Source organism: Cryobacterium sp. 10S3 (genome assembly GCF_034344045.1).
Taxonomy (GTDB): domain Bacteria; phylum Actinomycetota; class Actinomycetes; order Actinomycetales; family Microbacteriaceae; genus Cryobacterium; species Cryobacterium glucosi.
In genome coordinates this window covers 3,082,712-3,105,780 of the sequence record NZ_CP133773.1, presented here as the reverse complement: position 1 = coordinate 3,105,780, position 23,069 = coordinate 3,082,712, and the positions used below count along the sequence as shown (strand labels likewise).

The 23,069-nt window shown below is 66.5% G+C and carries 28 protein-coding genes; 25 read left to right on the top strand and 3 right to left on the bottom strand.

Translation table 11 applies throughout. The features are described 5' to 3' along the window. Positions 1-3: 3 nt before the first annotated feature. The 9 genes from rplF (at position 4) to RHM57_RS14435 (ending at position 5,768) form a co-directional block, all read left to right on the top strand. Positions 4-540, top strand: a complete 537-nt coding sequence (gene rplF / locus RHM57_RS14475) for a 50S ribosomal protein L6 (protein ID WP_134449897.1) — start codon at positions 4-6, stop codon at positions 538-540. A gap of 2 nt (positions 541-542) precedes the next feature. Further along, positions 543-914, top strand: a complete 372-nt coding sequence (gene rplR / locus RHM57_RS14470; protein WP_134449898.1) for a 50S ribosomal protein L18 — start codon at positions 543-545, stop codon at positions 912-914. Positions 915-949: 35 nt separating this feature from the next. Beyond that, complete coding sequence (rpsE, locus tag RHM57_RS14465) at positions 950-1,621, top strand: 30S ribosomal protein S5 (RefSeq protein WP_104101028.1); 672 nt, start codon at positions 950-952, stop codon at positions 1,619-1,621. Further along, positions 1,621-1,803: a 50S ribosomal protein L30 gene (gene rpmD / locus RHM57_RS14460; RefSeq protein ID WP_174774564.1), complete on the top strand. Its 183-nt coding sequence runs from the start codon at positions 1,621-1,623 to the stop codon at positions 1,801-1,803. Before rpsE ends, rpmD begins: the two co-directional genes overlap by 1 nt. Further along, positions 1,803-2,348, top strand: coding sequence for a 50S ribosomal protein L15 (rplO, locus tag RHM57_RS14455; RefSeq protein WP_134449899.1), 546 nt, complete (start codon positions 1,803-1,805; stop codon positions 2,346-2,348). The genes rpmD and rplO overlap by 1 nt, the downstream gene beginning before the upstream one ends. 94 nt (positions 2,349-2,442) lie before the next feature. Continuing rightward, positions 2,443-3,765 carry a preprotein translocase subunit SecY gene (secY, locus tag RHM57_RS14450; RefSeq protein ID WP_134449900.1) on the top strand — a complete coding sequence of 441 codons (1,323 nt, stop codon included), beginning with the start codon at positions 2,443-2,445 and terminating at the stop codon, positions 3,763-3,765. Then, positions 3,762-4,376 carry an adenylate kinase gene (locus RHM57_RS14445; RefSeq protein WP_322188438.1) on the top strand — a complete coding sequence of 205 codons (615 nt, stop codon included), beginning with the start codon at positions 3,762-3,764 and terminating at the stop codon, positions 4,374-4,376. The genes secY and RHM57_RS14445 overlap by 4 nt, the downstream gene beginning before the upstream one ends. A gap of 22 nt (positions 4,377-4,398) precedes the next feature. Continuing rightward, complete coding sequence (map, locus tag RHM57_RS14440) at positions 4,399-5,229, top strand: type I methionyl aminopeptidase (RefSeq protein WP_134449901.1); 831 nt, start codon at positions 4,399-4,401, stop codon at positions 5,227-5,229. 209 nt (positions 5,230-5,438) lie between these two features. Continuing rightward, positions 5,439-5,768 carry a PTS sugar transporter subunit IIB gene (locus tag RHM57_RS14435; RefSeq protein WP_166788281.1) on the top strand — a complete coding sequence of 110 codons (330 nt, stop codon included), beginning with the start codon at positions 5,439-5,441 and terminating at the stop codon, positions 5,766-5,768. Positions 5,769-5,788: 20 nt separating this feature from the next. Here RHM57_RS14435 and RHM57_RS14430 read toward each other — a convergent pair whose 3' ends face one another. Then, positions 5,789-7,699, bottom strand: coding sequence for a BglG family transcription antiterminator (locus RHM57_RS14430; RefSeq protein ID WP_134449903.1), 1,911 nt, complete (start codon positions 7,697-7,699; stop codon positions 5,789-5,791). A 154-nt stretch (positions 7,700-7,853) separates the two neighbouring features. Here RHM57_RS14430 and RHM57_RS14425 point away from each other — a divergent pair, with 154 nt between their 5' ends. The 12 genes from RHM57_RS14425 (at position 7,854) to rplQ (ending at position 16,680) form a co-directional block, all read left to right on the top strand. Next, positions 7,854-8,156, top strand: a complete 303-nt coding sequence (locus RHM57_RS14425; protein ID WP_134449904.1) for a PTS sugar transporter subunit IIB — start codon at positions 7,854-7,856, stop codon at positions 8,154-8,156. 42 nt (positions 8,157-8,198) lie between these two features. Next, positions 8,199-8,507 carry an HPr family phosphocarrier protein gene (locus RHM57_RS14420; RefSeq protein WP_322188435.1) on the top strand — a complete coding sequence of 103 codons (309 nt, stop codon included), beginning with the start codon at positions 8,199-8,201 and terminating at the stop codon, positions 8,505-8,507. After that, positions 8,504-10,204, top strand: a complete 1,701-nt coding sequence (ptsP, locus tag RHM57_RS14415; RefSeq protein WP_134449906.1) for a phosphoenolpyruvate--protein phosphotransferase — start codon at positions 8,504-8,506, stop codon at positions 10,202-10,204. The genes RHM57_RS14420 and ptsP overlap by 4 nt, the downstream gene beginning before the upstream one ends. Before the next feature lie 65 nt (positions 10,205-10,269). Further along, complete coding sequence (locus tag RHM57_RS14410) at positions 10,270-11,760, top strand: PTS mannitol transporter subunit IICB (protein ID WP_134449907.1); 1,491 nt, start codon at positions 10,270-10,272, stop codon at positions 11,758-11,760. Beyond that, complete coding sequence (locus RHM57_RS14405; protein ID WP_134449908.1) at positions 11,757-12,197, top strand: PTS sugar transporter subunit IIA; 441 nt, start codon at positions 11,757-11,759, stop codon at positions 12,195-12,197. The genes RHM57_RS14410 and RHM57_RS14405 overlap by 4 nt, the downstream gene beginning before the upstream one ends. Then, positions 12,194-13,345, top strand: a complete 1,152-nt coding sequence (locus tag RHM57_RS14400; RefSeq protein ID WP_322188433.1) for a mannitol-1-phosphate 5-dehydrogenase — start codon at positions 12,194-12,196, stop codon at positions 13,343-13,345. The genes RHM57_RS14405 and RHM57_RS14400 overlap by 4 nt, the downstream gene beginning before the upstream one ends. Before the next feature lie 230 nt (positions 13,346-13,575). After that, positions 13,576-13,797, top strand: coding sequence for a translation initiation factor IF-1 (infA, locus tag RHM57_RS14395; protein WP_022883252.1), 222 nt, complete (start codon positions 13,576-13,578; stop codon positions 13,795-13,797). Positions 13,798-13,864: 67 nt separating this feature from the next. Further along, entirely contained in the window at positions 13,865-13,978 is a 114-nt protein-coding gene (rpmJ, locus tag RHM57_RS14390) for a 50S ribosomal protein L36 (RefSeq protein WP_035834639.1), read from the top strand. Between the two features lie 160 nt (positions 13,979-14,138). Then, positions 14,139-14,513 carry a 30S ribosomal protein S13 gene (gene rpsM, locus RHM57_RS14385; RefSeq protein WP_134449910.1) on the top strand — a complete coding sequence of 125 codons (375 nt, stop codon included), beginning with the start codon at positions 14,139-14,141 and terminating at the stop codon, positions 14,511-14,513. Between the two features lie 44 nt (positions 14,514-14,557). Then, positions 14,558-14,956 (top strand): 30S ribosomal protein S11, encoded by a 399-nt coding sequence (gene rpsK, locus RHM57_RS14380; protein ID WP_022883249.1) that lies wholly within the window; start codon positions 14,558-14,560, stop codon positions 14,954-14,956. A 174-nt stretch (positions 14,957-15,130) separates the two neighbouring features. Next, complete coding sequence (locus tag RHM57_RS14375) at positions 15,131-16,120, top strand: DNA-directed RNA polymerase subunit alpha (RefSeq protein ID WP_134449911.1); 990 nt, start codon at positions 15,131-15,133, stop codon at positions 16,118-16,120. A 47-nt stretch (positions 16,121-16,167) separates the two neighbouring features. Continuing rightward, complete coding sequence (rplQ, locus tag RHM57_RS14370) at positions 16,168-16,680, top strand: 50S ribosomal protein L17 (RefSeq protein ID WP_134557999.1); 513 nt, start codon at positions 16,168-16,170, stop codon at positions 16,678-16,680. Positions 16,681-16,744: 64 nt separating this feature from the next. On the opposite strand, the gene RHM57_RS14365 is transcribed toward rplQ, so the two are convergent. Beyond that, entirely contained in the window at positions 16,745-18,712 is a 1,968-nt protein-coding gene (locus RHM57_RS14365) for an acyltransferase family protein (RefSeq protein ID WP_322188431.1), read from the bottom strand. Between the two features lie 61 nt (positions 18,713-18,773). Here RHM57_RS14365 and RHM57_RS14360 point away from each other — a divergent pair, with 61 nt between their 5' ends. The 4 genes from RHM57_RS14360 to glmM all read left to right on the top strand — a co-directional run bounded on the left by RHM57_RS14360 (position 18,774) and on the right by glmM (position 22,248). After that, the gene (locus RHM57_RS14360; RefSeq protein ID WP_322188429.1) at positions 18,774-19,685 is read left to right on the top strand and encodes a tRNA pseudouridine synthase A; all 912 of its coding nucleotides are present in this window, start codon (positions 18,774-18,776) and stop codon (positions 19,683-19,685) included. A 191-nt stretch (positions 19,686-19,876) separates the two neighbouring features. Next, positions 19,877-20,323, top strand: coding sequence for a 50S ribosomal protein L13 (gene rplM, locus RHM57_RS14355; protein ID WP_134449915.1), 447 nt, complete (start codon positions 19,877-19,879; stop codon positions 20,321-20,323). A 49-nt stretch (positions 20,324-20,372) separates the two neighbouring features. After that, positions 20,373-20,858 carry a 30S ribosomal protein S9 gene (gene rpsI / locus RHM57_RS14350; protein ID WP_134449916.1) on the top strand — a complete coding sequence of 162 codons (486 nt, stop codon included), beginning with the start codon at positions 20,373-20,375 and terminating at the stop codon, positions 20,856-20,858. 19 nt (positions 20,859-20,877) lie between these two features. Further along, the gene (gene glmM, locus RHM57_RS14345) at positions 20,878-22,248 is read left to right on the top strand and encodes a phosphoglucosamine mutase (RefSeq protein ID WP_134449917.1); all 1,371 of its coding nucleotides are present in this window, start codon (positions 20,878-20,880) and stop codon (positions 22,246-22,248) included. On the opposite strand, the gene RHM57_RS14340 is transcribed toward glmM, so the two are convergent. Continuing rightward, positions 22,245-23,003, bottom strand: a complete 759-nt coding sequence (locus tag RHM57_RS14340) for a YidC/Oxa1 family membrane protein insertase (RefSeq protein ID WP_322188425.1) — start codon at positions 23,001-23,003, stop codon at positions 22,245-22,247. The genes glmM and RHM57_RS14340 overlap by 4 nt on opposite strands. Positions 23,004-23,069: the final 66 nt, after the last annotated feature.

Sequence of the window (23,069 nt, the reverse complement as noted above, 5' to 3'; positions counted from 1 at the left end):
ACAATGTCACGTATTGGAAGACTCCCCATCCCGATCCCCGCGGATGTCACGGTTGCCACTGAGGGCCGCCTCGTCAGCGTCAAGGGCCCGAAGGGTGAGCTTGCGCTCACCGTCGCCAACCCGATCCAGGTGTCGATCGAAGACGGCCACGTTGTCGTCACCCGTCCGGACGACGAGCGCGCATCGCGTTCGCTGCACGGCCTGACCCGCACCCTGATCGCCAACCAGATCATCGGGGTGACCGTGGGTTACACCAAGGGCCTCGAGATCGTCGGTACCGGTTACCGCGTCGCCCAGAAGGGCACCGCGGTCGAGTTCGCCCTTGGCTTCTCACACCCGGTCCTCATCGAGCCGCCCGTCGGCATCACCCTGACCGTCGAGGGCGTCAACCGCCTCACGGTCGGTGGCATCGACAAGCAGGCCGTCGGCGAGGTCGCCGCCAACATCCGTAAGATTCGCAAGCCTGAGCCCTACAAGGGCAAGGGTGTGCGTTACGCCGGCGAGATTGTTCGCCGCAAGGCCGGAAAGAGTGGTAAGTAACCATGGGTCTCGGAACTAGAGGTAAGAGCAAGGCCGCTGCCCGCGGACGCAGGCACACACGTCTTCGCAAAAAGGTCGTTGGGACGGAGCTTCGTCCCCGTCTCGTCGTCACCCGTTCGGCTCGCCACGTCTTCGTGCAGGTCGTCGACGACAGCAAGGGTTTCACCCTTGCGTCGGCATCCACGCTCGAGACGGACATGCGCACCTTCGATGGTGACAAGACCGCCAAGGCCCGTAAGGTCGGTGAACTCGTCGCCGAGCGCGCGAAGGCCGCCGGTATCGACGCCGTCGTATTTGACCGTGGCGGCAGCAAGTACGCGGGACGCGTCGCTGCCATCGCCGAGGGAGCTCGAGAGGGTGGATTGAACCTGTGACCGCTGAAACCAGTAACACAGCAGCCAAGGAGACCGTGGTGGCCGCTGAGGCACCCGTCGAAACCGCTGCGTCAACCGCTCCGGCACAGAACGAGCCTCGTGAGGCTCGTCGTGGTGGCCGTGAGCGCAACCCGAACAAGGATCGCGGAAGCCGCGACGCCGACAAGAGCCAGTTCCTGGAGCGCGTTGTCACCATCAACCGCGTTTCCAAGGTGGTGAAGGGTGGTCGTCGCTTCAGCTTCACCGCCCTCGTCGTCGTCGGTGACGGCAACGGACTCGTCGGCGTGGGATACGGCAAGGCCCGCGAGGTCCCGACCGCTATCTCCAAGGGCGTCGAGGAAGCGAAGAAGAACTTCTTCCGCGTTCCCCGCGTCGGCCTGACGATCCCGCACCCCGTCCAGGGCGAAGCCGCAGCGGGCGTTGTCCTGCTGCGTCCCGCCGCTGCCGGTACCGGCGTTATCGCCGGTGGCCCCGTCCGCGCCGTGCTCGAATGCGCCGGCATCCACGACGTCCTGAGCAAGTCGCTCGGTTCGTCGAACACCATCAACATCGTCCACGCCACCGTCGAGGCACTGCACCAGCTCGAAGAGCCGCGTGCCGTTGCCGCCCGTCGTGGCCTCGCGTACGAAGACGTGGCCCCGGCCCGTTTCCTGCGCGCCGACGCCGCGGCTGCTGCTGCAGCAGCGGCAGCAAAGGCAGGTGCCTGATGGCTCGCCTCAAAGTGACACAGATCAAGTCCAAAATTAGTGAGAAGCAGAACCAGCGCGACACGCTTCGCAGCCTGGGTCTCAAGCGCATTGGCGCTGTCGTGATCCGCGAGGACAACTCGCAGAACCGCGGCTATGTCAACACGGTTGCTCACCTCGTGAAGGTCGAGGAGATTGACTAATGGCTGACGAGAAGGACGCTGCCGCCAAGGCGGCAACCAAGCCCGCCACCGCAAAGAAGGCTGCCCCCAAGGCTGCCGCCGCGAAGACTGCACCCGCTGAGAAGCGCGAGCAGGTGCTGAAGGTCCACCACCTTCGCCCCGCTCCCGGTTCGAAGAAGGACCGTATGCGCGTCGGCCGCGGTGAAGGATCCAAGGGTAAGACCGCGGGTCGTGGCACCAAGGGCACCAAGGCACGCTACAACGTGCGCATCGGCTTCGAGGGTGGGCAGATGCCTCTGCACATGCGTACCCCGAAGCTGCGCGGGTTCAAGAACCCGTTCCGCGTCGAGTACCAGGTCGTCAACCTCGACCGTCTTGCCGAGCTCTACCCGAACGGTGGCGATGTCACCATCGCCGACCTGGTCGCCAAGGGCGCCGTTCGTGACAACGAAAAAGTCAAGGTGCTCGGTAACGGTGAAATTGCCGTTAAGCTGAACATTGCGGTCGACAAGGTCTCCAGCTCAGCTGAGCAGAAGATCGTCGCCGCGGGTGGCTCAATCAAGTAAGTCCGTAGACGCTGATCGAGCTTGTCGGGCGTCGCCATCGTTCATTCGATAGCGGCCCCGGCAGGCTCGTTTCACGTTAGTAACTGGAGGCCTTTTGTTCAGCGCCATAGCGCGGATCTTCCGCACGCCCGACCTTCGCAAGAAAATCGGATTCAGCCTCGGTATCGTGGCTCTGTTCCGACTGGGCTCGTTCATCCCCTCTCCCTTTGTGGACTTCGGAAACGTGCAAGCGTGTCTCGCGGCGAACCAGGGCACCAGTGGCCTGTACGAACTCGTCAACCTGTTCAGCGGTGGCGCGCTGCTTCAGCTGTCGGTCTTCGCGCTCGGCATCATGCCGTACATCACGGCCTCGATCATCGTGCAGCTCCTGCGCGTGGTCATCCCACACTTCGAGACCCTCTACAAAGAGGGCGCGTCCGGGCAGAGCACGCTCACCCAGTACACGCGCTATCTCACGATCGCCCTCGGCATCCTCCAGTCGACGACGCTCATCACGGTCGCCCGCAGCGGTGCGCTGTTCGGCACCTCCTCCAGCTCCGAGTGCTCGCAGCTCATCACCAACGACGCCTGGTACGCCATCATGCTCATGGTCATCACCATGACGGCAGGCACCGGCGTCATCATGTGGATGGGTGAGCTCATCACCGAGCGCGGCATCGGCAACGGCATGTCGCTCCTCATCTTCACGTCCATCGCGGCCCGCTTCCCGAACTCCCTCGGCTCGATCCTCAACCAGAAGGGCCTCGACACCTTCCTGATCGTGATCGCGGTCGGACTGCTGGTCGTCGCGGCCGTGGTGTTCGTCGAACAGTCGCAACGACGCATCCCGGTGCAGTACGCCAAGCGGATGGTCGGACGACGCACCTACGGCGGCAACAACACGTACATCCCGATCAAGGTCAACATGGCCGGCGTCGTCCCTGTGATCTTCGCGTCCTCGCTGCTGTACCTGCCGGCCCTGATCGCGCAGTTCAACCAGCCGGCTGCCGGACAGGCCCCGGCGGCGTGGGTCTCCTGGGTCACGAACAACCTGACCAAGGGCGACCACCCGCTCTACATGCTGATGTACTTCCTGCTCATCGTCGGGTTCACCTATTTCTACGTCGCGATCACCTTCAACCCGGAAGAGGTCGCCGACAACATGAAGAAGTACGGCGGATTCATCCCCGGCATCCGTGCCGGACGCCCCACGGCCGAGTACCTCGACTTCGTGCTGACCCGGGTGACCCTGCCCGGTGCGCTCTACCTCGGCCTGATCGCCCTGCTGCCGCTGATCGCATTCTCGGTGATCGGAGCCGACCAGAACTTCCCGTTCGGCGGCGCCAGCATCCTGATCATCGTTGGTGTCGGCCTCGAGACGGTCAAGCAGATCGACTCCCAGTTGCAGCAGCGTCACTACGAAGGGCTTCTCCGATGACCCGCTTGCTCGTGATCGGCCCGCCCGGCGCCGGCAAGGGCACCCAGGCGGTTCGCCTGGCCGCTGCCTTCGGTATCCCCGCCGTCTCGACCGGCGACATCTTCCGCTTCAACGTGACGAACCAGACCGAACTCGGCCTCAAAGCCAAGGCGTTCATGGACAAGGGCGCCTACGTGCCCGACTCGCTGACCAATGAGATCGTCGCCGACCGGCTCGCCCAGACGGATGCCGCTGGCGGTTTCCTCCTGGACGGTTACCCGCGCACGATCGAACAGGTGCACGAGCTCGACCGCCTGCTCGACGCCGAAGGCACCGCACTCGATGCCGTCGTCCAGATCTCAGCGGACACCGACGAGGTCGTCGCCCGTCTGCTCAAGCGCGCGGCCGAACAGGGCCGAGCGGACGACACGGCCGACGTCATCCGTCACCGTCTCGAGGTTTACTCGGAGCAGACCGCTCCGCTTATCGACGTGTACGGGGCCCGCGGGCTCGTTGTCACCGTTGACGGCCTCGGTGCCGTCGATGCGGTGACCGAGCGCATTCTGAGTGCCCTCGCGGAGCGCGAGCTTCACGCCGTCGACATCAACACGGACGCACCGAGCGCGTCCTGATCCGTTTGCGGGGAACCAGGCAATGAGCCTTCGTCGATCCATCTACAAGTCGCCGGCACAGTTGCGGCTGATGATCGCACCGGGCCTCGCGACCGCCGCGTCCCTCGACGCGGCCCGCGCTCTGATGCGGGCCGGTGTCACGACCCTCGAGCTCGATGCGGCCGCAGAGGCCGCAATTGTGGCTCGCGGCGGCCTGCCGAACTTCAAGCTCGAGCAGGGTTACTTCCACACGGTGTGCGCGAGCGTGAACGAGGACGTCGTCCACGGCATCCCGGGCGCCCGTGTCCTCGCCCCTGGCGACATCGTCTCGATCGACAGCGGCGCGATCCTCGACGGCTGGAACGGTGACGCCGCCTTCAGCTTCGTGATCCCGGACCCGAGCAGGCCTGAGGTCGTGGCCGAACGCCAGAAACTCTCCGACGTCACGGAGCAGTCCCTGTGGCACGGGATCGCCCGCCTCGCTGAGGCGCGGTACCTCAACGAGGTCGGCGACGCCATCGAGGACTACATCGAGTCGCAGGGCAGCTACGGCATCCTGACCGACTACGTCGGCCACGGCATCGGCCGGTCCATGCACGAAGCCCCTCCTGTCTTCAACTACCGGGTGCGCCAGAAGGGACCGGAGGTCAAGCCCGGACTCGTCGTCGCCATCGAGCCGATGGTCGTGCTCGGATCGATCGACACCTTCGTCCGCGACGACGACTGGACCGTCGCGACGAGTGACGGCCTCGCGGCCGCGCACTGGGAGCACAGCGTCGCCGTGCACAAGGACGGCATCTGGGTGCTCACCGCCGAGGACGGCGGCGCAGCCCAGCTCGCCCCCCTCGGCGTCATCCCCGTCCCCATCCCCTAACCACCCCTCCGCCGCCGCCCCGCCGCCCCAACACGCGCGCGTACCTCCGCGAGAGCGCATTTTTGGCCCTTAAGACCCGGTCTTAAGGGCCAAAAGTGTACTCTCGCGGGCGGGAGACGGCGCGCCGGGGCGCGGCATCCGCTAGCCAAAGGCCCTGATTAGCGGGAAGATGGAAGTGGGCAGAGCCCGCCGAAGAAATGAGCAGGTCAATGAGGATTCTCGTAGTTTGCGGTGCCGGGGCGTCCAGCGCCTTCGTCGCCCATCGCATCCGCCACACAGGTGAGGCCAGGGGCCTCGAACTGACGGTTCACGCCGGCAGCGAATCCGACCTTCCCGGGTCATTGGACCCGATCGACGTCTTGCTCGTCGGCCCGTATCTGGCCCCGCGTTACGAGAAGATCCGCGCGGAGGCGATCAAGCGGGGCGTCGGCGTCGCGCTCCTGCCCGACACCGTGTTCGCCTCCCAGAACGGCGACGAGGCACTCGACCTCGCCATCTACGCGTTCAAATCGCGCGGCTGGGCCGAACTGCGCGCCTGATCCCGGTTTCCCCGTGAGGGCTACTGGTCCATCAGGTGCACGAGCTCGTCGATGAAGGATGCGAAGTCGACCGACCTGCGGACCAGCCGCTGCACGTCGTTGCGGTCGGAGAAGACCTCGACGAACTGGTCGAAGACATCCTGGAAGCTCTTGCGCCCCGCGGCGCTGAACGCCACGAGCGCGACGACGTTGACCCGAGCCTCGCCCCAGTCCATCGGGGTGTCGTTGATCACGATCGCGATCGACGTGCGGTTCGCGGTCATCGACATCGAGTGCGGCACGGCCAGGTTGTCGGTGAACGCCGTCGAACTCATCAGTTCGCGCTCGATCGCGCCGACGATGTACTCGGGCTCGATGATGCCCTGAGCGGCCATCCGGTCGCCGAGCGCGCGGATCATGGCGTTTTCGTCGTTCGCGTAGAAGTTGTGCGAGAACAGCGAGGCGTCGAAGAACTGCAGCAGGTCGTCCTTGAGATGTGCGCGCCTGCGCAGCCGGCGCACCCGGCTCGCGGCCTTCCGGACCCGCTCGATGTCGGCTTCGGTCAGGAACGGCTGGATGACGATGATCCCGTCGCCGAGGCTGCCCGGATCGATCGTCGTGAGCACGAGGTCGGCCTCGAGCCCGCTCCAGTCCACGTCGCTCCTCGTGACGACGGAGACGACCTCGAGCTCATCGCCGAGGACACGTTCGATGCGTTCCCGCAGCAGGACGTGCATGTCGTAATAGTTCGGGCAGACGATAGCGCAGCTGACGAGGTCGACCCGGCGGGACTGCTGCTGCAGGTGCGCGCCGACGTGCATCGCGATGTACGCGATCTCGTCGTCGTTGATCACGATCCGCTCCTGGCGCTGCAACTGGCTCGCGATGTACACCGCGAGCTCGTAGATCATCGGGTAGCCCGTCTTGATGGACCGGGTGAGCGGATTGTGTGCGAATGACCGGTCCTGGGCGCGGTTGATCAGGTTCCGCACGTGCAGGGTGAGCCGCACGATGAACGTCTCCTCGGTGAGGTCGACGAGGAATTCCTCGCTCGCCTGCGTCACGATCTGCCTGACCGCGTCGAGGTCCTCCGGGCGCACGAAGTTCTCGATGAGCTTCTTCGCCGGCTGGTCGTGACCCGGCGTGATCACCCGGGTGGTGAGGAGGAGTCCGATGTAGTCGAGGTCCCCGAGCGCGAGCTCGACGTCGAAGTGCCGCTTGATGAGCACGGCGAGGGCCCTGGTCATCTCGTCAGGGGGAGTGGCCTCCGGCTCGGCGGGGAGCGGCGCGGCGCGCTTGGTGACGCGGTCGACGGCGATCGCCACGTGCAGGAGCACGTCGTTGGTGCCGTACTCGTTCACGAAATAGCCCTGGGCGTCGAGCATGGCGATCAGGTCGGTCTTGAACGCGCTGAGGCTCTTCGACGCGAACTCGCGCTGGATGGTCTCGAGGTTGAGCATCCCGCGGTCGGTCTCCTCGCGGAACATCCGGCTGAGCAGCCGGCGCCGGTCCGTCTCCGATCCGGCCAGGGTCACGACGCTGCCGCGCCTCCCGAGCGTGAGCCCGGTCTCCGGCAGCAGCGACCGCACCCGGGCGAGATCGGCCTCGATCGTCGAATCACTCACGAAGAGCTCCGCCGCGAGGCTGTACACGTCGAGGCCGCTGTCCGACTCGGTGAGCCGCCTGACGAGGGCATAGAGCCGGTTCTGCCTGGTGTCCGGCTCGACCGGCTTGCGGCTCGACCGGAACACGGCGTACGCCTCGAGATCCAACCGGTACCCGGCCGTCCCCGATTCGATCACGTCGAGCGGATGCGCCGCCGCCTTCACGTTCGTCACGTAACTGCGCACGGTCCGAGGGGTCACCCCGAGGTGGTCGGCGAGTTCGCCGGCGGTCACCCAGACCGGCGTCTGCGACAGATACTCCAGCATCCGCGTTTGTTTGTCGCTCATCGCACAAAACTCCACATTGTCGTAGCTAGTCAATCATGCTGCACCCCTCCGGTATTCCCGCGCCGTGTTTCCGGGGGTGCGGAAACAGCTCTACTGGCCGGGGCCAGGCCATCGGACGAAACTGAAAGAGTCGAAACACCGAAAGGCTGAGTCAATGAGGATTCTTGTGATCTGTGGTGCGGGCGCGTCCAGCACCTTCGTCGCGCTGCGGATGCGCCGGACCATTTCCGAGCGTGGCCTGGTCGCCACGGTCGCCGCGGCCAGCGAAACAGAACTCCCCGATGCCCTCGACGGCATCGACGCCCTGCTCGTCGGCCCGCACCTGGCCGCACGATTCCCCGAGATCCGGGCGCAGGCGGCCGAACACGGCGTGGGCTGCGCTCTCCTGGCCGACACGATCTTCGCGGCCCGCGACGGAGCCGAAGCACTCGACGCGGCGCTCGCAGCCGTGGCATGACCCAGTACAGCACTCCACTCTCCACCGGAAGGAACCCCACCGATGATTGAACGCACAGTTCGAATCGGCTCGGCGAACGGCCTGCACGCCCGCCCCGCGAAACTCTTCACCAAGGCGGCAGCCGACTCCGGCGTCAAGGTCACCATCGAAAAGGCCGGCGGCAAGGCGGTCAACGCCGCCAGCATCCTCGCCGTGATCTCCCTCGGCCTCGGCAGCGGCGACGAGGTCACCATCGCGACCGTCGACGACGGGGCCAGTGCCACCCTCGACACCCTCGTATCCCTGCTCGCCGCCGACCACGACCTGCCTGCCGCGGACGCGGCGACCTCCGAAACGCGGGTCGCGGTATGAGCCTCGCGACGGCATCCGCCACGTCCGGCACAGACCTGACCGGAACCGGCATCGGCCAGGGCGTGGCCATCGGCCGGGTGCTGCGGATGCCCGAACCGCTCCCGGAACCGACCGACACCCCCAGCGCACTCACCCCGGAGGACGAAGGCGCCCGAGCCGCGGCCGCGCAGCGTTTTGTCGCCGTCGACCTCGAAGGCCGCGCCGAACGCGCAGGCGGAGCGGCCCAGGAAGTCCTCGAAGCCCAGGCCATGATGGCAGAGGACCCCACCCTCGTCGACGACCTCACCGAACGGCTCGCGACCGGCAAGACCGCGGAACGCGCCGTGTTCGAGGCCTTCTCCACTTTCCGCGACCAGCTCACCGAACTCGGCGGGTACCTCGCCGAGCGTGCGGCAGACCTCGACGACGTGTCCCAGCGGGTCATCGCCCAGCTCGGCGGCCGGGCAGCCCCCGGCGTGCCGGAGCAGGAAGAACCGTTCATCCTCGTCGCCCATGACCTCGCCCCCGCCGACACCGCGCTGCTCGACCTCACCCGCGTGCTCGGTCTCGTCACGAGTGACGGCGGCCCGACCTCCCACACCGCGATCCTCGCCCGCGACAAGGCGATTGTCGCGATCGTCGGCGCCACAGGGGCAACCGACCTCGCCGACGGCACCCTCGTGATCGTGGACGCCGCAGCCGGCACCGTGACCGTCTCCCCGACGGAGGCCGAAGTCGAAACGGCCGAAGCCCGCATCCGTGCCCGCGCCCTGCGCGCCCAGGCCCCGACCGGCCCCGGCCGACTCCGGGACGGTACCCCGATCCCGCTCCTCGCGAACCTCGGTTCCGCCGACGGCGCCGCCAGGGCCGTCGAACTGGGCGCGGAAGGTGTCGGCCTGTTCCGCACCGAGTTCCTCTTCCTCGGCTCCCGGAACGCACCGACGATCCTCGAGCAGGCGGAACAGTACGCACGCCTGCTGCATGCCTTCCCCGGCAAGAAGGTCGTGGTGCGTGCGCTCGACGCCGGAAGCGACAAGCCGCTCGCGTTCCTCAACGACGCAGCGGAGGAGAACCCCGCACTCGGCCTCCGCGGCCTCCGGGCCCTGCGCGCCTCCGAAGACATCCTCCGCGAACAGCTGACCGCGCTCGCCGAAGCGGATGCCGCGACCGACGCCGACGTCTGGGTGATGGCGCCCATGGTCGCAACGGTCGAGGAGACCACCTACTTCGTGGAACTCGCCCACAAGCTCGGGCTCAAGACGGCCGGCGTCATGGTCGAGATCCCCTCGGCAGCACTCCTGGCCGACCGCATCCTGCAGCACGCGGACTTCGCGTCGATCGGCACCAACGACCTCACCCAGTACACCCTCGCCGCCGACCGTCTCCTCGGTTCCGTGGCGGGCTACCAGAACCCGTGGCACCCCGCGGTCCTGCGCCTGATCGGAGAGGTCGGCCAAGCAGGCCGCTCCAGCGGCAAACCGGTCGGGGTGTGCGGAGAGGCGGCGGCGGACCCGCTGCTCGCCGTCGTGCTCGTCGGACTGGGGGCCACGAGCCTGTCCATGTCCTCTGCGGCACTCTCCGACGTCCGGGCGGAACTAGCCCGGTTCAGCGCGGAGGAGGCCGGGCAACTCGCCGCGGTCGCCCTCGCGGCAGACGGCGCGGCATCCGCTCGCGCCGCGGCGACGAAGCTCGCCGCCACCTTCTCTCACACGGACTAGTCCGTGCGAGTCGTTTCACCGCTCACCCGCAATCACAACCCGAACACACAACGAAAGGCAGAGAAATGACGACGACGTCAACTGACACGAAGAGCGGAGGCGGAGCGCGCGTCCACGTGCAGCGCTTCGGCACCTTCCTCAGCGGCATGATCATGCCCAATATCGCGGCGTTTATCGCGTGGGGCCTCATCACCGCGTTCTTCATCCCGACCGGCTGGACCCCGAACGAGACCGTCGCCAAGATGGTCGACCCGATGATCTTGTACCTGCTCCCGCTCCTGATCGCCAACACCGGTGGCCGGATGGTCTACGGCGTCCGCGGTGGCGTCATCGCCTCGATCGCCACGATGGGCGTCATCGTCGGCAGCGCGATCCCGATGTTCATCGGTGCGATGATCGTCGGCCCGCTCTCCGCCTGGCTCCTCAAGAAGCTCGACAGCCTGTGGGCGGGCAAGATCCGCCCCGGTTTCGAGATGCTCGTGGACAACTTCTCCTCGGGTATCCTCGGCGCCATCCTCGCCCTGGGCGCGTTCTTCGGAATCGCTCCGGTCGTGACCGGCTTCAGCACCATGCTGGAGGGCGGAGTCAACTGGCTCGTCTCCAACAACCTGCTGCCGCTCGCGAGCATCCTCGTCGAGCCCGGCAAGGTGCTGTTCCTGAACAACGCCATCAACCACGGCGTGTTCACCCCGATCGGCGTGCAGCAGGTTGCTGAATCCGGCAAGTCGCTGCTCTTCCTGATCGAGGCGAACCCCGGCCCCGGCCTCGGCCTGCTCCTCGCGTTCTCCTTCTTCGGGGTCGGACTGGCCAAGGCCAGTGCACCCGGCGCGATCATCATCCAGTTCCTCGGTGGAATCCACGAGATCTACTTCCCCTACGTCCTGATGAAGCCGATCCTCATCCTCGCCACCATCGGCGGCGGCATGACCGGCGTCGCGATCAACGTCGCGTTCCACACCGGTCTCCGCGCCCCGGCCTCGCCCGGCAGCATCTTCGCCGTGCTTCTCCAGACCGCACCGGACAGCTACGTCGGCGTCGTCCTCTCGGTCATCGGCTCCGCGGCCGTGTCGTTCCTGATCGCGTCCGTCATCCTCCGTGCGAGCCGCAAGCGCGACATCGCCGCCGGACTCGACAACGACCTCACCGAGGCCGTCGCGAAGACCGAAGCCCTCAAGGGCAAGTCCTCGAGCGTCCTCGGCAACCTCGCCGCTGCGGGCACCACGGATGCCGCCACCGCGGCCGCCGCAGGCCACCAGCTGAAGAACATCGTCTTCGCGTGCGACGCAGGCATGGGGTCAAGCGCCATGGGCGCCTCCGTCCTGCGGAACAAGATCAAGAAGGCCGGTATCGAAGGAATCACGGTGACCAACCAGGCCATCGCGAACCTCGACGGCACCGCCGACCTGGTCATCACCCACCAGGACCTCACCGCGAGGGCCCAGCAGAAGTCACCGGCATCCGTGCACGTTTCGGTGTCGAACTTCATGAACAGCCCGAAGTACGACGAGGTCGTCGAATTGCTCCAGAGCAAGGCGGACTCAGAGGCCACACTGTGACCGATCAGATCCTCGAGCCCGGCAACGTGGTGGCCGCGGGAACGGCCACCACGAAGAACGACGCCATCAAGGAGGCCGGCGCACTGCTGGTCGCCGCGGGTGCAGTGACCCAGGCGTACGTCGATTCGATGTTCGACAGGGAGGCGAGTGTGTCGACCTACATGGGCAACTTCCTCGCCATCCCGCACGGCACGAACGAGGCGAAGGAGTCGATCCTTCATTCGGCGCTCTCCCTCGTCCGCTATGACACGCCCATCGACTGGGACGGCAACCCGGTCCGGTTCGCAGTCGGGATCGCGGGGCTCAACAACGAGCACCTCGCGATCCTCTCGAAGATCGCCATCGTCTTCTCGGACGAGGACGAAGTACAGAAACTGATCGATGCAGGAAATGCAGGAGAGATTTACGCTCTCCTCGAGGAGGTCAACGCAGAATGAAAGCAATTCACTTCGGTGCAGGCAATATCGGTCGCGGATTCGTCGGCCTCCTGCTTCACGACGCCGGATACGAGGTGGTCTTCGCCGATGTGAATGCTTCCCTGATCGACGCCCTCAAGGCCGCGACGACCTACTCGGTGCATGAGGCGGGGGAGGAGTCGACCACTCGCGTGGTCGACAACTTCCGCGCCATCAACAGCGCGACCGACGAGGCCGCCCTGATCCAGGAGATCGCGACGGCCGACATCGTCACGACCGCCGTCGGCCCGACCGTGCTGCGCTTCGTGGCCCCGGTCATCGCCGCCGGACTCGAGGCCCGCGACGCGTCGCTGCCCCCGCTCGCCGTGATGGCGTGCGAGAACGCGATCAACGCGACCGACGTGCTCGCGGAACAGGTCTGGCTCCACGTGGCAGAGGGAGATCACGCGGCCGTCAACGCCCGCGTCGCCTTCGCCAATACAGCCGTCGACCGGATCGTTCCCGGGCAGGCGGACGGCAGTGGCATCGACGTCACCGTCGAGGCCTTCTACGAGTGGGTCATCGAGCGCGGCGCCTTCAACGGCGCCGTGCCCGTGATCCCCGGTGCGACCTTCGTCGACAACCTCGCGCCCTACATCGAGCGCAAGCTGTTCACGGTCAACACCGGCCACGCAACGGTCGCCTACCTCGGCTCCGTTGCCGGCGTCACGAAGATCTCGGACGCCCTCCTGGTACCCGAGGTGCTTGACGGCGCCCGGCGCGTCCTGGAGGAGACCAGCGCCCTCCTGGTGGCCAAGCACGGGCTCGACGAAGCCGCCCAGCGCGCCTATCGCGAGAAGATCCTGGTTCGGTTCAAGAACCCGGCCCTTCCCGACACCGTGCAGCGCGTCGGACGCCAGCCGCTCCGCAAGCTCAGCAGGCACGAACGCTTCATCGGCCCCGCCGCGGAGATCGCCGAACGCGGCACCCGCCCGACGGCACTGCTCGAGGCGGTCGGCGCAGCCCTCCGCTTCGACGTGGCGGACGACGAGCAGAGCGTCGAACTCCAGGCCAAGCTCCGCAGCCTCACGGCCGCGGGCTTCGTGACGGATGTCTGCGGGCTCGACGCGACGCATCCGCTCTTCTCGGACGTCGTCACCGTCGTCGAAGGCGTGCAGCGCACGCTCTAGGCCCGTCAGGCTCAAAAAAGCACAATCGGCACTGAAGCGACACAACAGCACGATTCCGCACTGAAACGGGCGGCGGCAGCAGCAATTGCCAAGGGATTATAGGGAAGAATTGCCAAAAGGCAACTTCATACCATAGAGTAAATCCTTGGTGTCTGATGCCGTCGCCTGCGGCGTGTCTAGAGCACCATATCCCCGCACGACCAGCAATCAATACCTAGTGATAGTGAGTTATGGCCAAAAAAGACGGTGTCATCGAAATCGAGGGCGCAGTAGTCGAAGCTCTTCCCAATGCGATGTTTCGCGTTGAGTTGACGAACGGCCACAAAGTTCTTGCCCACATTTCGGGCAAGATGCGTCAGCACTACATCCGCATCCTTCCTGAGGACCGCGTGATCGTGGAGCTGAGCCCTTACGATCTGACTCGCGGCCGGATCGTCTACCGCTACAAGTAAGAAGTTGCTGTAAGTAACGGCCCGCGGCATTCCGCGGGTACGAAGACAGCGAATACAAGGACACACCATGAAGGTCAAGCCCAGCGTCAAAAAGATCTGTGACAAGTGCAAGGTCATCCGCCGCAACGGCAACGTGATGGTCATCTGCGAGAACCCGCGTCACAAGCAGCGTCAGGGTTAGCCGGTGGGAGTCTGTCACCCGACAGGCTCACCCTGGTGAACGATTCAACTGAATACAGAAAATAGCAGTGCCAGGAACCCCGCGAGGGGGGACACCATCGGTTGGAGGCCGATGAACGGGCACTGCTACAGACCTCCACTCATATACAGGAGAAGCCATAATGGCACGTCTAGCCGGCGTTGATATTCCCCGCGATAAGCGCGTGGAAGTTGCACTGACTTACATCTTTGGTGTTGGCCGCACGAGGGCACTCAAGACCCTCGCCGACACTGAAATCGATGGAAACATCCGAGTCAAGGACCTGACCGACGAGCAGCTCGTCGCCCTCCGTGACTACATCGAAGGAACCTTCAAGGTTGAGGGTGACCTCCGCCGTGAGGTTGCCGCCGACATCCGCCGCAAGGTCGAGATCGGCAGCTACGAGGGAATCCGCCACCGCAAGGGCCTGCCCGTCCGCGGCCAGCGCACCAAGACCAACGCTCGCACCCGCAAGGGCCCGAAGCGCACCGTAGCCGGCAAGAAGAAGGCGCGCTAGGCCTCGGCCTGGCCCGTCTCGCCTTTAGGATTCAGGAGAAATTCATGGCAGCACCCAAGTCGGCCGTTCGGAAGCCGCGCAAGAAAGAAAAGAAGAACGTCGCCGTGGGCCAGGCCCACATCAAGAGCACGTTCAACAACACCATCGTCTCGATCACCGACACCACCGGTGCGGTCATCAGCTGGGCGTCCTCAGGTGGAGTTGGCTTCAAGGGTTCGCGTAAGTCGACCCCGTTCGCCGCACAGCTGGCAGCCGAGTCGGCCGCCCGCCAGGCGCAGGAGCACGGTATGAAGAAGGTTGACGTGTTCGTCAAGGGACCCGGCTCAGGCCGCGAAACCGCGATCCGCTCCCTTCAGGCCGCCGGCCTCGAGGTTGGCTCGATCAACGACGTGACGCCCCAGGCTCACAACGGTTGCCGTCCGCCGAAGCGTCGCCGCGTCTAAAGCACCCGCACTGGCCGGGTTCGTCCTCGTGACGACCCCGGTCGCCGCGGATCGCCGGGCCTGGACTGCTCCTCACGGAGCGGTCCAGGCCCCGCGCGATTCTTTTTTCTTTCACACTCAACACCTCGCCTCGCAAGTGTCATATAGCGGACACTTTGCCGAAAGGAATCAATAGTGCTTATCGCACAGCGCCCCACGCTCACCGAGGAGAACATCTCGGAGTTCCGGTCCCGGTTCATCATTGAGCCGCTCGAGCCTGGCTTCGGTTACACCCTCGGCAACTCCATGCGCCGCACCCTGCTCTCCTCGATCCCCGGAGCCGCTGTCACCAGCATCCGTATCGACGGCGTGCTGCACGAGTTCAGCACGGTTCCCGGTGTCAAGGAAGACGTCACCGAGATCATCCTGAACATCAAGGGACTCGTCATCTCGAGCGAGCACGACGAGCCGATCACCGCGTACCTGCGCAAGCAGGGTGCCGGCCAGGTCACCGCCGCCGACATTTCGGCTCCGGCCGGCGTCGAGGTGCACAACCCCGAACTGGTCATCGCCACCCTGAACGACAAGGCGAAGTTCGAACTCGAACTGACCATCGAGCGTGGCCGCGGCTACGTGTCGGCCACCCAGAACCGCAACGAGTACTCCGAGGCCGGCCAGATTCCGGTCGACTCGATCTACTCGCCCGTGCTCAAGGTGACCTACCGCGTCGAGGCGACCCGTGCCGGTGAACGTACCGACTTCGACCGCCTCGTCGTCGACGTGGAGACCAAGTCGGCGATCTCGCCTCGCGACGCCATCGCATCCGCCGGTCGCACCCTGACCGAGCTGTTCGGTCTGGCCCGCGAACTGAACACCGCGGCAGAGGGCATCGAAATCGGCCCCGCGCCGGTCGACGCCGTGTTGTCGACCGAACTGTCGATCCCGATCGAAGACCTCGATCTGTCGGTTCGTTCGTACAACTGCCTCAAGCGTGAAGGCATCAACAACGTCAGCGAACTGGTCGCCCTCTCGGAGACCCAGCTGATGAACATCCGCAACTTCGGACAGAAGTCGGTGGATGAGGTCAAGGACAAGCTCGTCGAGCTTGGCCTGTCACTGAAGGACTCGGTGCCCGGATTCGACGGCGCCCACTTCTACAGCGGCTACGACGAAGAAACCATCTAAAAGCAGTCTCCCGACTGACTTTTGACTTTTGATACTGGAGATTACTAATGCCCACGCCCACTAAGGGAGCCCGCCTCGGTGGCGGCCCGGCACACGAGCGCCTCATGCTCGCCAACCTTGCCGCCTCGCTGTTCACCCACAAGTCGATCAAGACGACCGAAACGCGGGCCAAGCGCCTTCGTCCGGTCGCCGAGCGACTGATCACGTTCGCGAAGAAGGGCGACCTGCACGCCCGTCGTCGCGTTCTGGCCACCATCGGCGACAAGACCGTCGTGCACGAGCTCTTCACCGAGATCGCACCCCAGGTCGCCTTGCGCGAGGGCGGCTACACCCGCATCACGAAGCTCGGCTTCCGTAAGGGCGACAACGCTTCGATGGTCCAGATGGAACTCGTCCTCGAGCCCGTCACCCCGAAGGTCAAGTCCGCGAAGACGTCCGCCGCTGCAGCTGCTGCCGTCGCGCCGGTCGTCGTCGAGGCCCCCGCCGAGACCGAGGCCGTCGTCGACGCCCCGGCCGAGGACGAGGTCGTTGCCGAGGCTCCCGTCGAGGAAGCCAAGTAACCCACGCTTCACCCGCTTCACCTGGAAGGGCCCGACTTCGGTCGGGCCCTTCTTTTTTGATCTCCTAGGACACTGGGCGGAGGACGACGGGGTCCTGGCCGAGCCGGTAGGGGTCCCGGCCGTGCAACGGATGCTGGGGGGCGAGCCAGTCCAGCGCGGACGCGATGCAGTCGGCGTAGATCCGCCCTCCCGTGGGACCCGGGTGGATGTTGTCCCCGGCCAGGACGTCGGTGTGCGGCGCGATCGCGTCGTGCCAGCCGGCGATGCCCACGAGGCGGTGGTGGGCGGCGAAGCCGGCGAGTGCCTCGTTCACGCCGGCCGTCCAGTCCCGGTCGGCGAAGGCGGTCACGAGCACGAGCTTCCGGTCGGGGCCGATCGCAGCCTCGATCGCGAGCAGCTCATCCGTGGTGATCGGCCCGTTCGTGCCGAGCCCGACGACGACGACCGGACGCAGCGTCCCAGCGGCGGCCTGGGCGGCAAGGATGTCCGGAGCCGCGCGCATGCCCCGGGACACGGCGGCGTCGATCAGGATGCCCGGGAACCGGTCTTCGAGCTCGGGGGCCGAGGCGAGCATCACGGAATCGCCGACGGCCGAGATCAGGTCGCCCGGTGCGACCGGCGCGGGCGCCGCGGTCGGGTCGCTCTTCCGCTCGGCGTCCTCGCGCTTCCGGTCGGCCTGGGCGGCTTCGAGCATGTGCCGGCCGCTCGTGATCCGTGCCTGCGCACTCGTCTCGGCCGGTGCGACGACGACAGCGGCCGTCGTGCCGCCGACGAGGATCAGGCCGACCATCGCTGCGACGCCGACAACCGCGAGCCGGGACCACGACTCGGTCGCGAAACCCGACAGGGAGCGGATGCCGCCGCGCAGGCCCCTGCGCCGCACCGGCTGCTCGAGCCACCGGTACGAGGCTGCGGCCACAAGCACGGCGACGGCGGCGACGAGCAGGTGCACGTCGACGCCGGCGGCCGGCCAGGCGACGCCGGCGAGCACGAAGAGGGGCCAGTGCCAGAGGTAGATGCCGTAGGACCGTTCGCCGATCCACCGGAGCACCGGGGTGTCGAGCCAGCGGCCGAAGCGGGCGCCGCGCACGGCGGCCCAGATCACGACGCAGGACAGCAGGCTGATAGCGGCGAGTCCGCCCCGGTACGCCGACGGGCCCGCGGCGGGCAACCACGCCGCAGCCGCACCGATGCCGAGCAATGCGGCGAGGCCGAGCCAGGGGCGCAGCCGGGCGGGGGAGGCGAGCCGGGAGGCGAACCGGGTGAAGCCCGCTGGGCCGGTGCGGGCGGCACCGGCGTTGGCGTTGCGGGTCAGTGCGCCCAGGCCGTTCGGGCGCCGCAGCAGCAGCGCGAGGGCCGCGCCGGCGAAGAGGCCGAAGCTGTGCGTGTCCGAGCCGTAGTAGACCCGGGTCGGATCGGCGCCCGGCTGGAACAGGAACCCCATCCAGAGAACGGAGAGGACGCCGAGGGTGCACACGACCGCCAGGCGAATCCGGGCGCTCCGGATGAGCAGCACCGCGAGCAGCGCAAACGGCCAGACCAGATAGAACTGCTCCTCGACGGCCAGGGACCAGAGGTTCCGGAACAGCTCAGGACTCGTCGCCGAGAAGTAGCTCGCGGAGCCTGCGATCGACACCCAGTTGTAGCCGAACGTGACCGCGCCGAGAACTTGCCAGCCGAGGCCGACGAGCACGTCGCCCCCGAGCATCCACGCCACGGTGCAGCAGAGCAGCACGAGGGGAACGAGCGGCGGCACGAGCCGGCGCACCCGGCGGCTCCAGAACCGGCGCAACGAGATCCGGCGGGACCGGGCATATTCGTCCACGAGGAGACCGGTGATCAGGAACCCGCTGATCACGAAGAACACGTCGACGCCGACGAAGCCGCCGGGCAGCACCTGTGGGAAGAAATGGAAGACGAGCACAACGCTCACGGCGATGCCGCGCAGGCCGTCGAGGCCGGAGAAACGGCGCGAATCCCGAGTCTCAGAGTCCGGGCGCAGGGATGCGGGAGTGCGGTAACTGAGTTTCATAGCGGTGAGCGGAGCCGATCCGGGTTCTACGATACCCGGCCCGGCACTTACACTTACCTCCGTGAATCTTCCTGCCGCCCCTGTTGTCTCCCCGCTCCCGGAGAACACCCGGATCAGGCTGGACATCGCCTACGACGGCACCGATTTTTCGGGATGGGCGATTCAACCAGAGCTCCGCACCGTGCAGGGCCAGATCGAGGCAGGACTCGCCACGATCCTGCAGAGCTACCCGCCGTATCCGTCCCTCATCGTCGCCGGGCGAACGGATGCGGGGGTGCACGCCCTCGGTCAGGTCGCGCACTTCGACCTCACCCCCGACCAGGTCGGGGGCCTGCTCCGACGGGGAAGGGGCCGGACCCCTGCGACGCTCGCGGTGATGGTGCAGCGGAGGCTCGGGGGGATCCTGGTGACCCAGCCGGAGATCGTGATCAAGGCATCCGCCGTCGCACCCCCCGGATTCGACGCTCGGTTCTCGGCGAACTGGCGCCGCTACGAGTACCGGATCGCCGACTCGGTGCTCGGGCACAACCCGCAGGACCGGCTGCGCACGACCTGGCACGGCTTCGCGCTCGAGCTGGAACCGATGCAGGTGGCCGCGGCGTCCCTGCTCGGGCTGCATGACTTCGCGACCTATTGCAAACCCCGGCCGGGCGCCACGACGATTCGCACCCTGCAGGAGTTCAGCTGGCGGCGGGACCCGGACGGCGTGCTCGTCGCGACGGTGCAGGCGGACGCCTTCTGCCACAGCATGGTGCGGGCACTCGTCGGGGCCTGCGTCGCGGTCGGAGAGGGACGGCTCGCAGGGGAGCGGCTCGCGACGCTGCGGATCAACCGGGCCCGCACGAGCGAGTTCAAGGTCATGCCGCCGCAGGGCCTCACCCTGCTCGCGGTCGACTATCCCGCCGACGACCGGCTCGCGGCCCGCGCCCTCGAGACCCGTGCCCGGCGCGCCCTCGACGAGGACGAAGAGTAGCGCAGCGCGCCGCCGAATCGCGCAGGCGAATTGCGCCAACGCTCCCGGCGGACTAGCATTGACCCTTGGTGTCTGTGCGTTGCAGCCAGGCACACGAACGTGAGCCCTCCATCGATCGTGTTCCCCGTCGGGGAACACACCCGGAGCGGGATTCACGAACACCTCCGTTCGAACAAGAAAGCAGCACAACAGTGACGCGCACTTATACTCCCAAAGCAAGCGAAGTCCAGCACGACTGGGTCGTCATCGACGCCACAGACATCGTGCTCGGTCGTCTTGCCAGCCACGCCGCCGTTCTCCTCCGGGGGAAGCACAAGGCAACGTTCTCTCCCCACATGGACATGGGAGACTTCGTCATCATCGTCAATGCCGAGAAGATCGCCCTCACCGGCAAGAAGCTCGAACTGAAGATCGCATACCGCCACTCCGGTTACCCGGGCGGCATTTCCGCCCAGAACTACTCGGAGATGCTCGAGAAGCACCCGACGCGTGCGGTTGAGAAGGCGATTCGCGGCATGCTGCCGAAGAACTCGCTCGGTCGCGCCCAGCTCGCGAAGCTCAAGGTCTACGCAGGCCCGGAGCACCCGCACGCTGCGCAGCAGCCCAAGCCGTACACCCTCTCCCAGGTCGCTCAGTAGCGCCGGCCACCAGACTTCTCGACTCTAAGAAAAAAGGATTCACACCATCGTGGCGAAGATCGCAGATCAGATTGACCAGGCTCCGGAGAGCTATTCCACCGAGACCCCGGCCGAAATCGTAACCAAGGCGCCCCGCGCCGTCCTCAACGTTCCCGGCGCAGCCGTGGGCCGTCGCAAGCAGGCCATCGCCCGCGTGCGCATCGTTCCCGGCTCGGGCACCATCACGGTGAACGGTCGCGAATTCGGGGACTACTTCCCGAACAAGCTTCACCAGCAGCTCATCAACGACCCGTTCAAGGTCCTCGACCTGATCGGCAGCTACGACGTCATCGCACGCATCACCGGCGGTGGCCCCTCCGGCCAGGCCGGCGCCCTGCGTCTCGGCATCGCGCGTTCGCTCAACCAGATCGACGAAGAGAACAACCGCGCCATCCTCAAGAAGGCCGGCTTCCTCAACCGTGACGCTCGCGTCAAGGAGCGCAAGAAGGCCGGACTCAAGAAGGCCCGTAAGGCGCCTCAGTTCTCGAAGCGCTAGATCGATAGTCGGCGCCGACATGCCTCGACTTTTCGGCACCGACGGTGTTCGGGGCCTGGCCAACCGTGATCTCACGGCTGGCCTGGCCCTGGGCCTCGCCCAGGCGAGTGCCGCAGTTCTCACCCAGGGTCGCCGCGCTGAATCGCGTCGAGCCGAGGGTCGCCGTCCGGTGGCCGTCCTCGCGCGTGACCCGCGCATTTCCGGCGAATTCCTCGCCTCGGCAGTAGCCGCGGGCCTCGCCAGTTCCGGTGTCGACGTCCTTGACGCCGGCGTCATCCCCACGCCGGCCGCGGCATTCCTGATCGCGGACATCGGTGCGGACTTCGGCGTGATGATTTCCGCCTCGCACAACCCCGCCCCCGACAACGGCATCAAGATCTTTGCCTTCGGTGGCACCAAACTTCCCGACGACGTCGAGGATCGTATCGAGGCCCACCTCGACCACGACAAGCTCACGCCGATCGCCGGCGATGTCGGCCGGATCTCACGCTTCGCGGACGCAGAAGACCGCTATGTCGTGCACCTCCTCGGCACCCTCCCGCACCGCCTCGACGGTATCCACGTCGTCCTGGACTGCGCCAATGGCGCGGCCGCGGGCGTGTCCCCACAGGTCTTCACGGATGCCGGCGCGCAGCTGACCGTCATCGGCGCCAACCCGAACGGGCTCAATATCAACGACGGGGTCGGCTCGACCCACCTCGACAACCTCGCGAAGGCCGTCCTCGAGCACGGTGCCGACGTGGGCATCGCCCACGACGGCGACGCCGACCGCTGCCTCGCCGTCGACCGGCACGGCAACATCGTGGACGGCGACCAGATCATGGCGATCCTCGCCGTCTCGATGGCCGAGCGCGGCGTCCTCAAGGACCGCACGCTCGTTGCCACTGTGATGAGCAACCTCGGCCTCCGGAGGGCCATGGCGGCCAACGACATCCGCATGATCGAGACCAAGGTCGGCGACCGCTACGTGCTCGAAGAGCTCAACGCGAACGGCCTGTCCCTCGGCGGGGAACAGTCCGGACATGTCATCATGACGGACTTCGCGACCACCGGTGACGGTATCCTCACCGGACTCCACCTCGTCGCCGAGATGGCCCGCACCGGCAAGCCGCTCCACGAGCTCGCCGCCGTGATGACCGTGTTCCCGCAGATCCTCGTGAACGTGCGCGGCGTCGATCACCACGCGCTGAAATCCGACGAGGTCATCGCCGCCGCCGTGCGCGAGGCCGAAGCCGAACTCGGAGACACCGGCCGGGTGCTGCTGCGTCCGTCCGGCACCGAGCCGATGGTGCGCGTCATGGTCGAGGCGGCCGACCAGGCCACCGCCGACCGGCTTGCGCACTCCCTCGCCGACGTCGTGCGCCTGCGCCTCGCCCTCGACTCCCTCTAGGACCCGGGCCCGGTCGGAGCGAACGAGCGGTAGAGAATGCCGCGTTCGACGAGCGTCCAGGCCGTGCTCACCGTGAGGTAGAGCGTCGCGGCCAGCGGGACCACGCTCGCGAACACAAGCGTCAGGAACGGGAGCCAGCTGAGGGTTGCGGCGAGCCGTGCTGCAGCGGGCCGGGCTGTCGGCACGACCGGAGAGGCGTATCGCGCAGCCAGTCGTCGAGAGAGCCCCGCGGTCAGGGCGATGACGGCGAGGAGCGCTCCGAACAGCATGAGTCCGGGCCAGAAGACCGGGGTGGTGCCCAGAAGCGCAAGGAACGACGTGCCGAGCGGGACGCCGCCGAGCTCCTGAGCGAGGAGCGGATTCGGTTGTCCGTTGATGCTGGCGAGGACGAAGAGCGCGTACACGGTCGACACGATCGGCGCCTGCAGGAGCGTCGGCAGGCATCCGGCCAGGGGCGACGCCTTCTCGGCCGCGTAGAGCTCGGCTGTCCTGCGGTTCAGTAGCTCGGGGTCGGCCCGGTACCGGCGTTGCAGCTCCCGGAGTTTCGGGGCGAGGCGCCTGCGGACGAACTCGGCGCGCACCTGGGCGCGGCCGACCGGTACGAGAACTGCCCGCAACAGGAGCGTGACCAGGACGATGACGAGTGCGGTGCTGCTCGCACCGGAGATGGGTGCGAGCGCGGAGGAGAAGGTGGTGACGGCCGCCGAGGCGGCTTGGAGCAGGGCTGCGACGGGCGCAACGGAATAGAGGTCCACGGAGGATATCCCAACGGTCGGAGGAAGAGGGGCGCGTCTGCGTTCGCGCTGCCTCGCCCTGCGTTG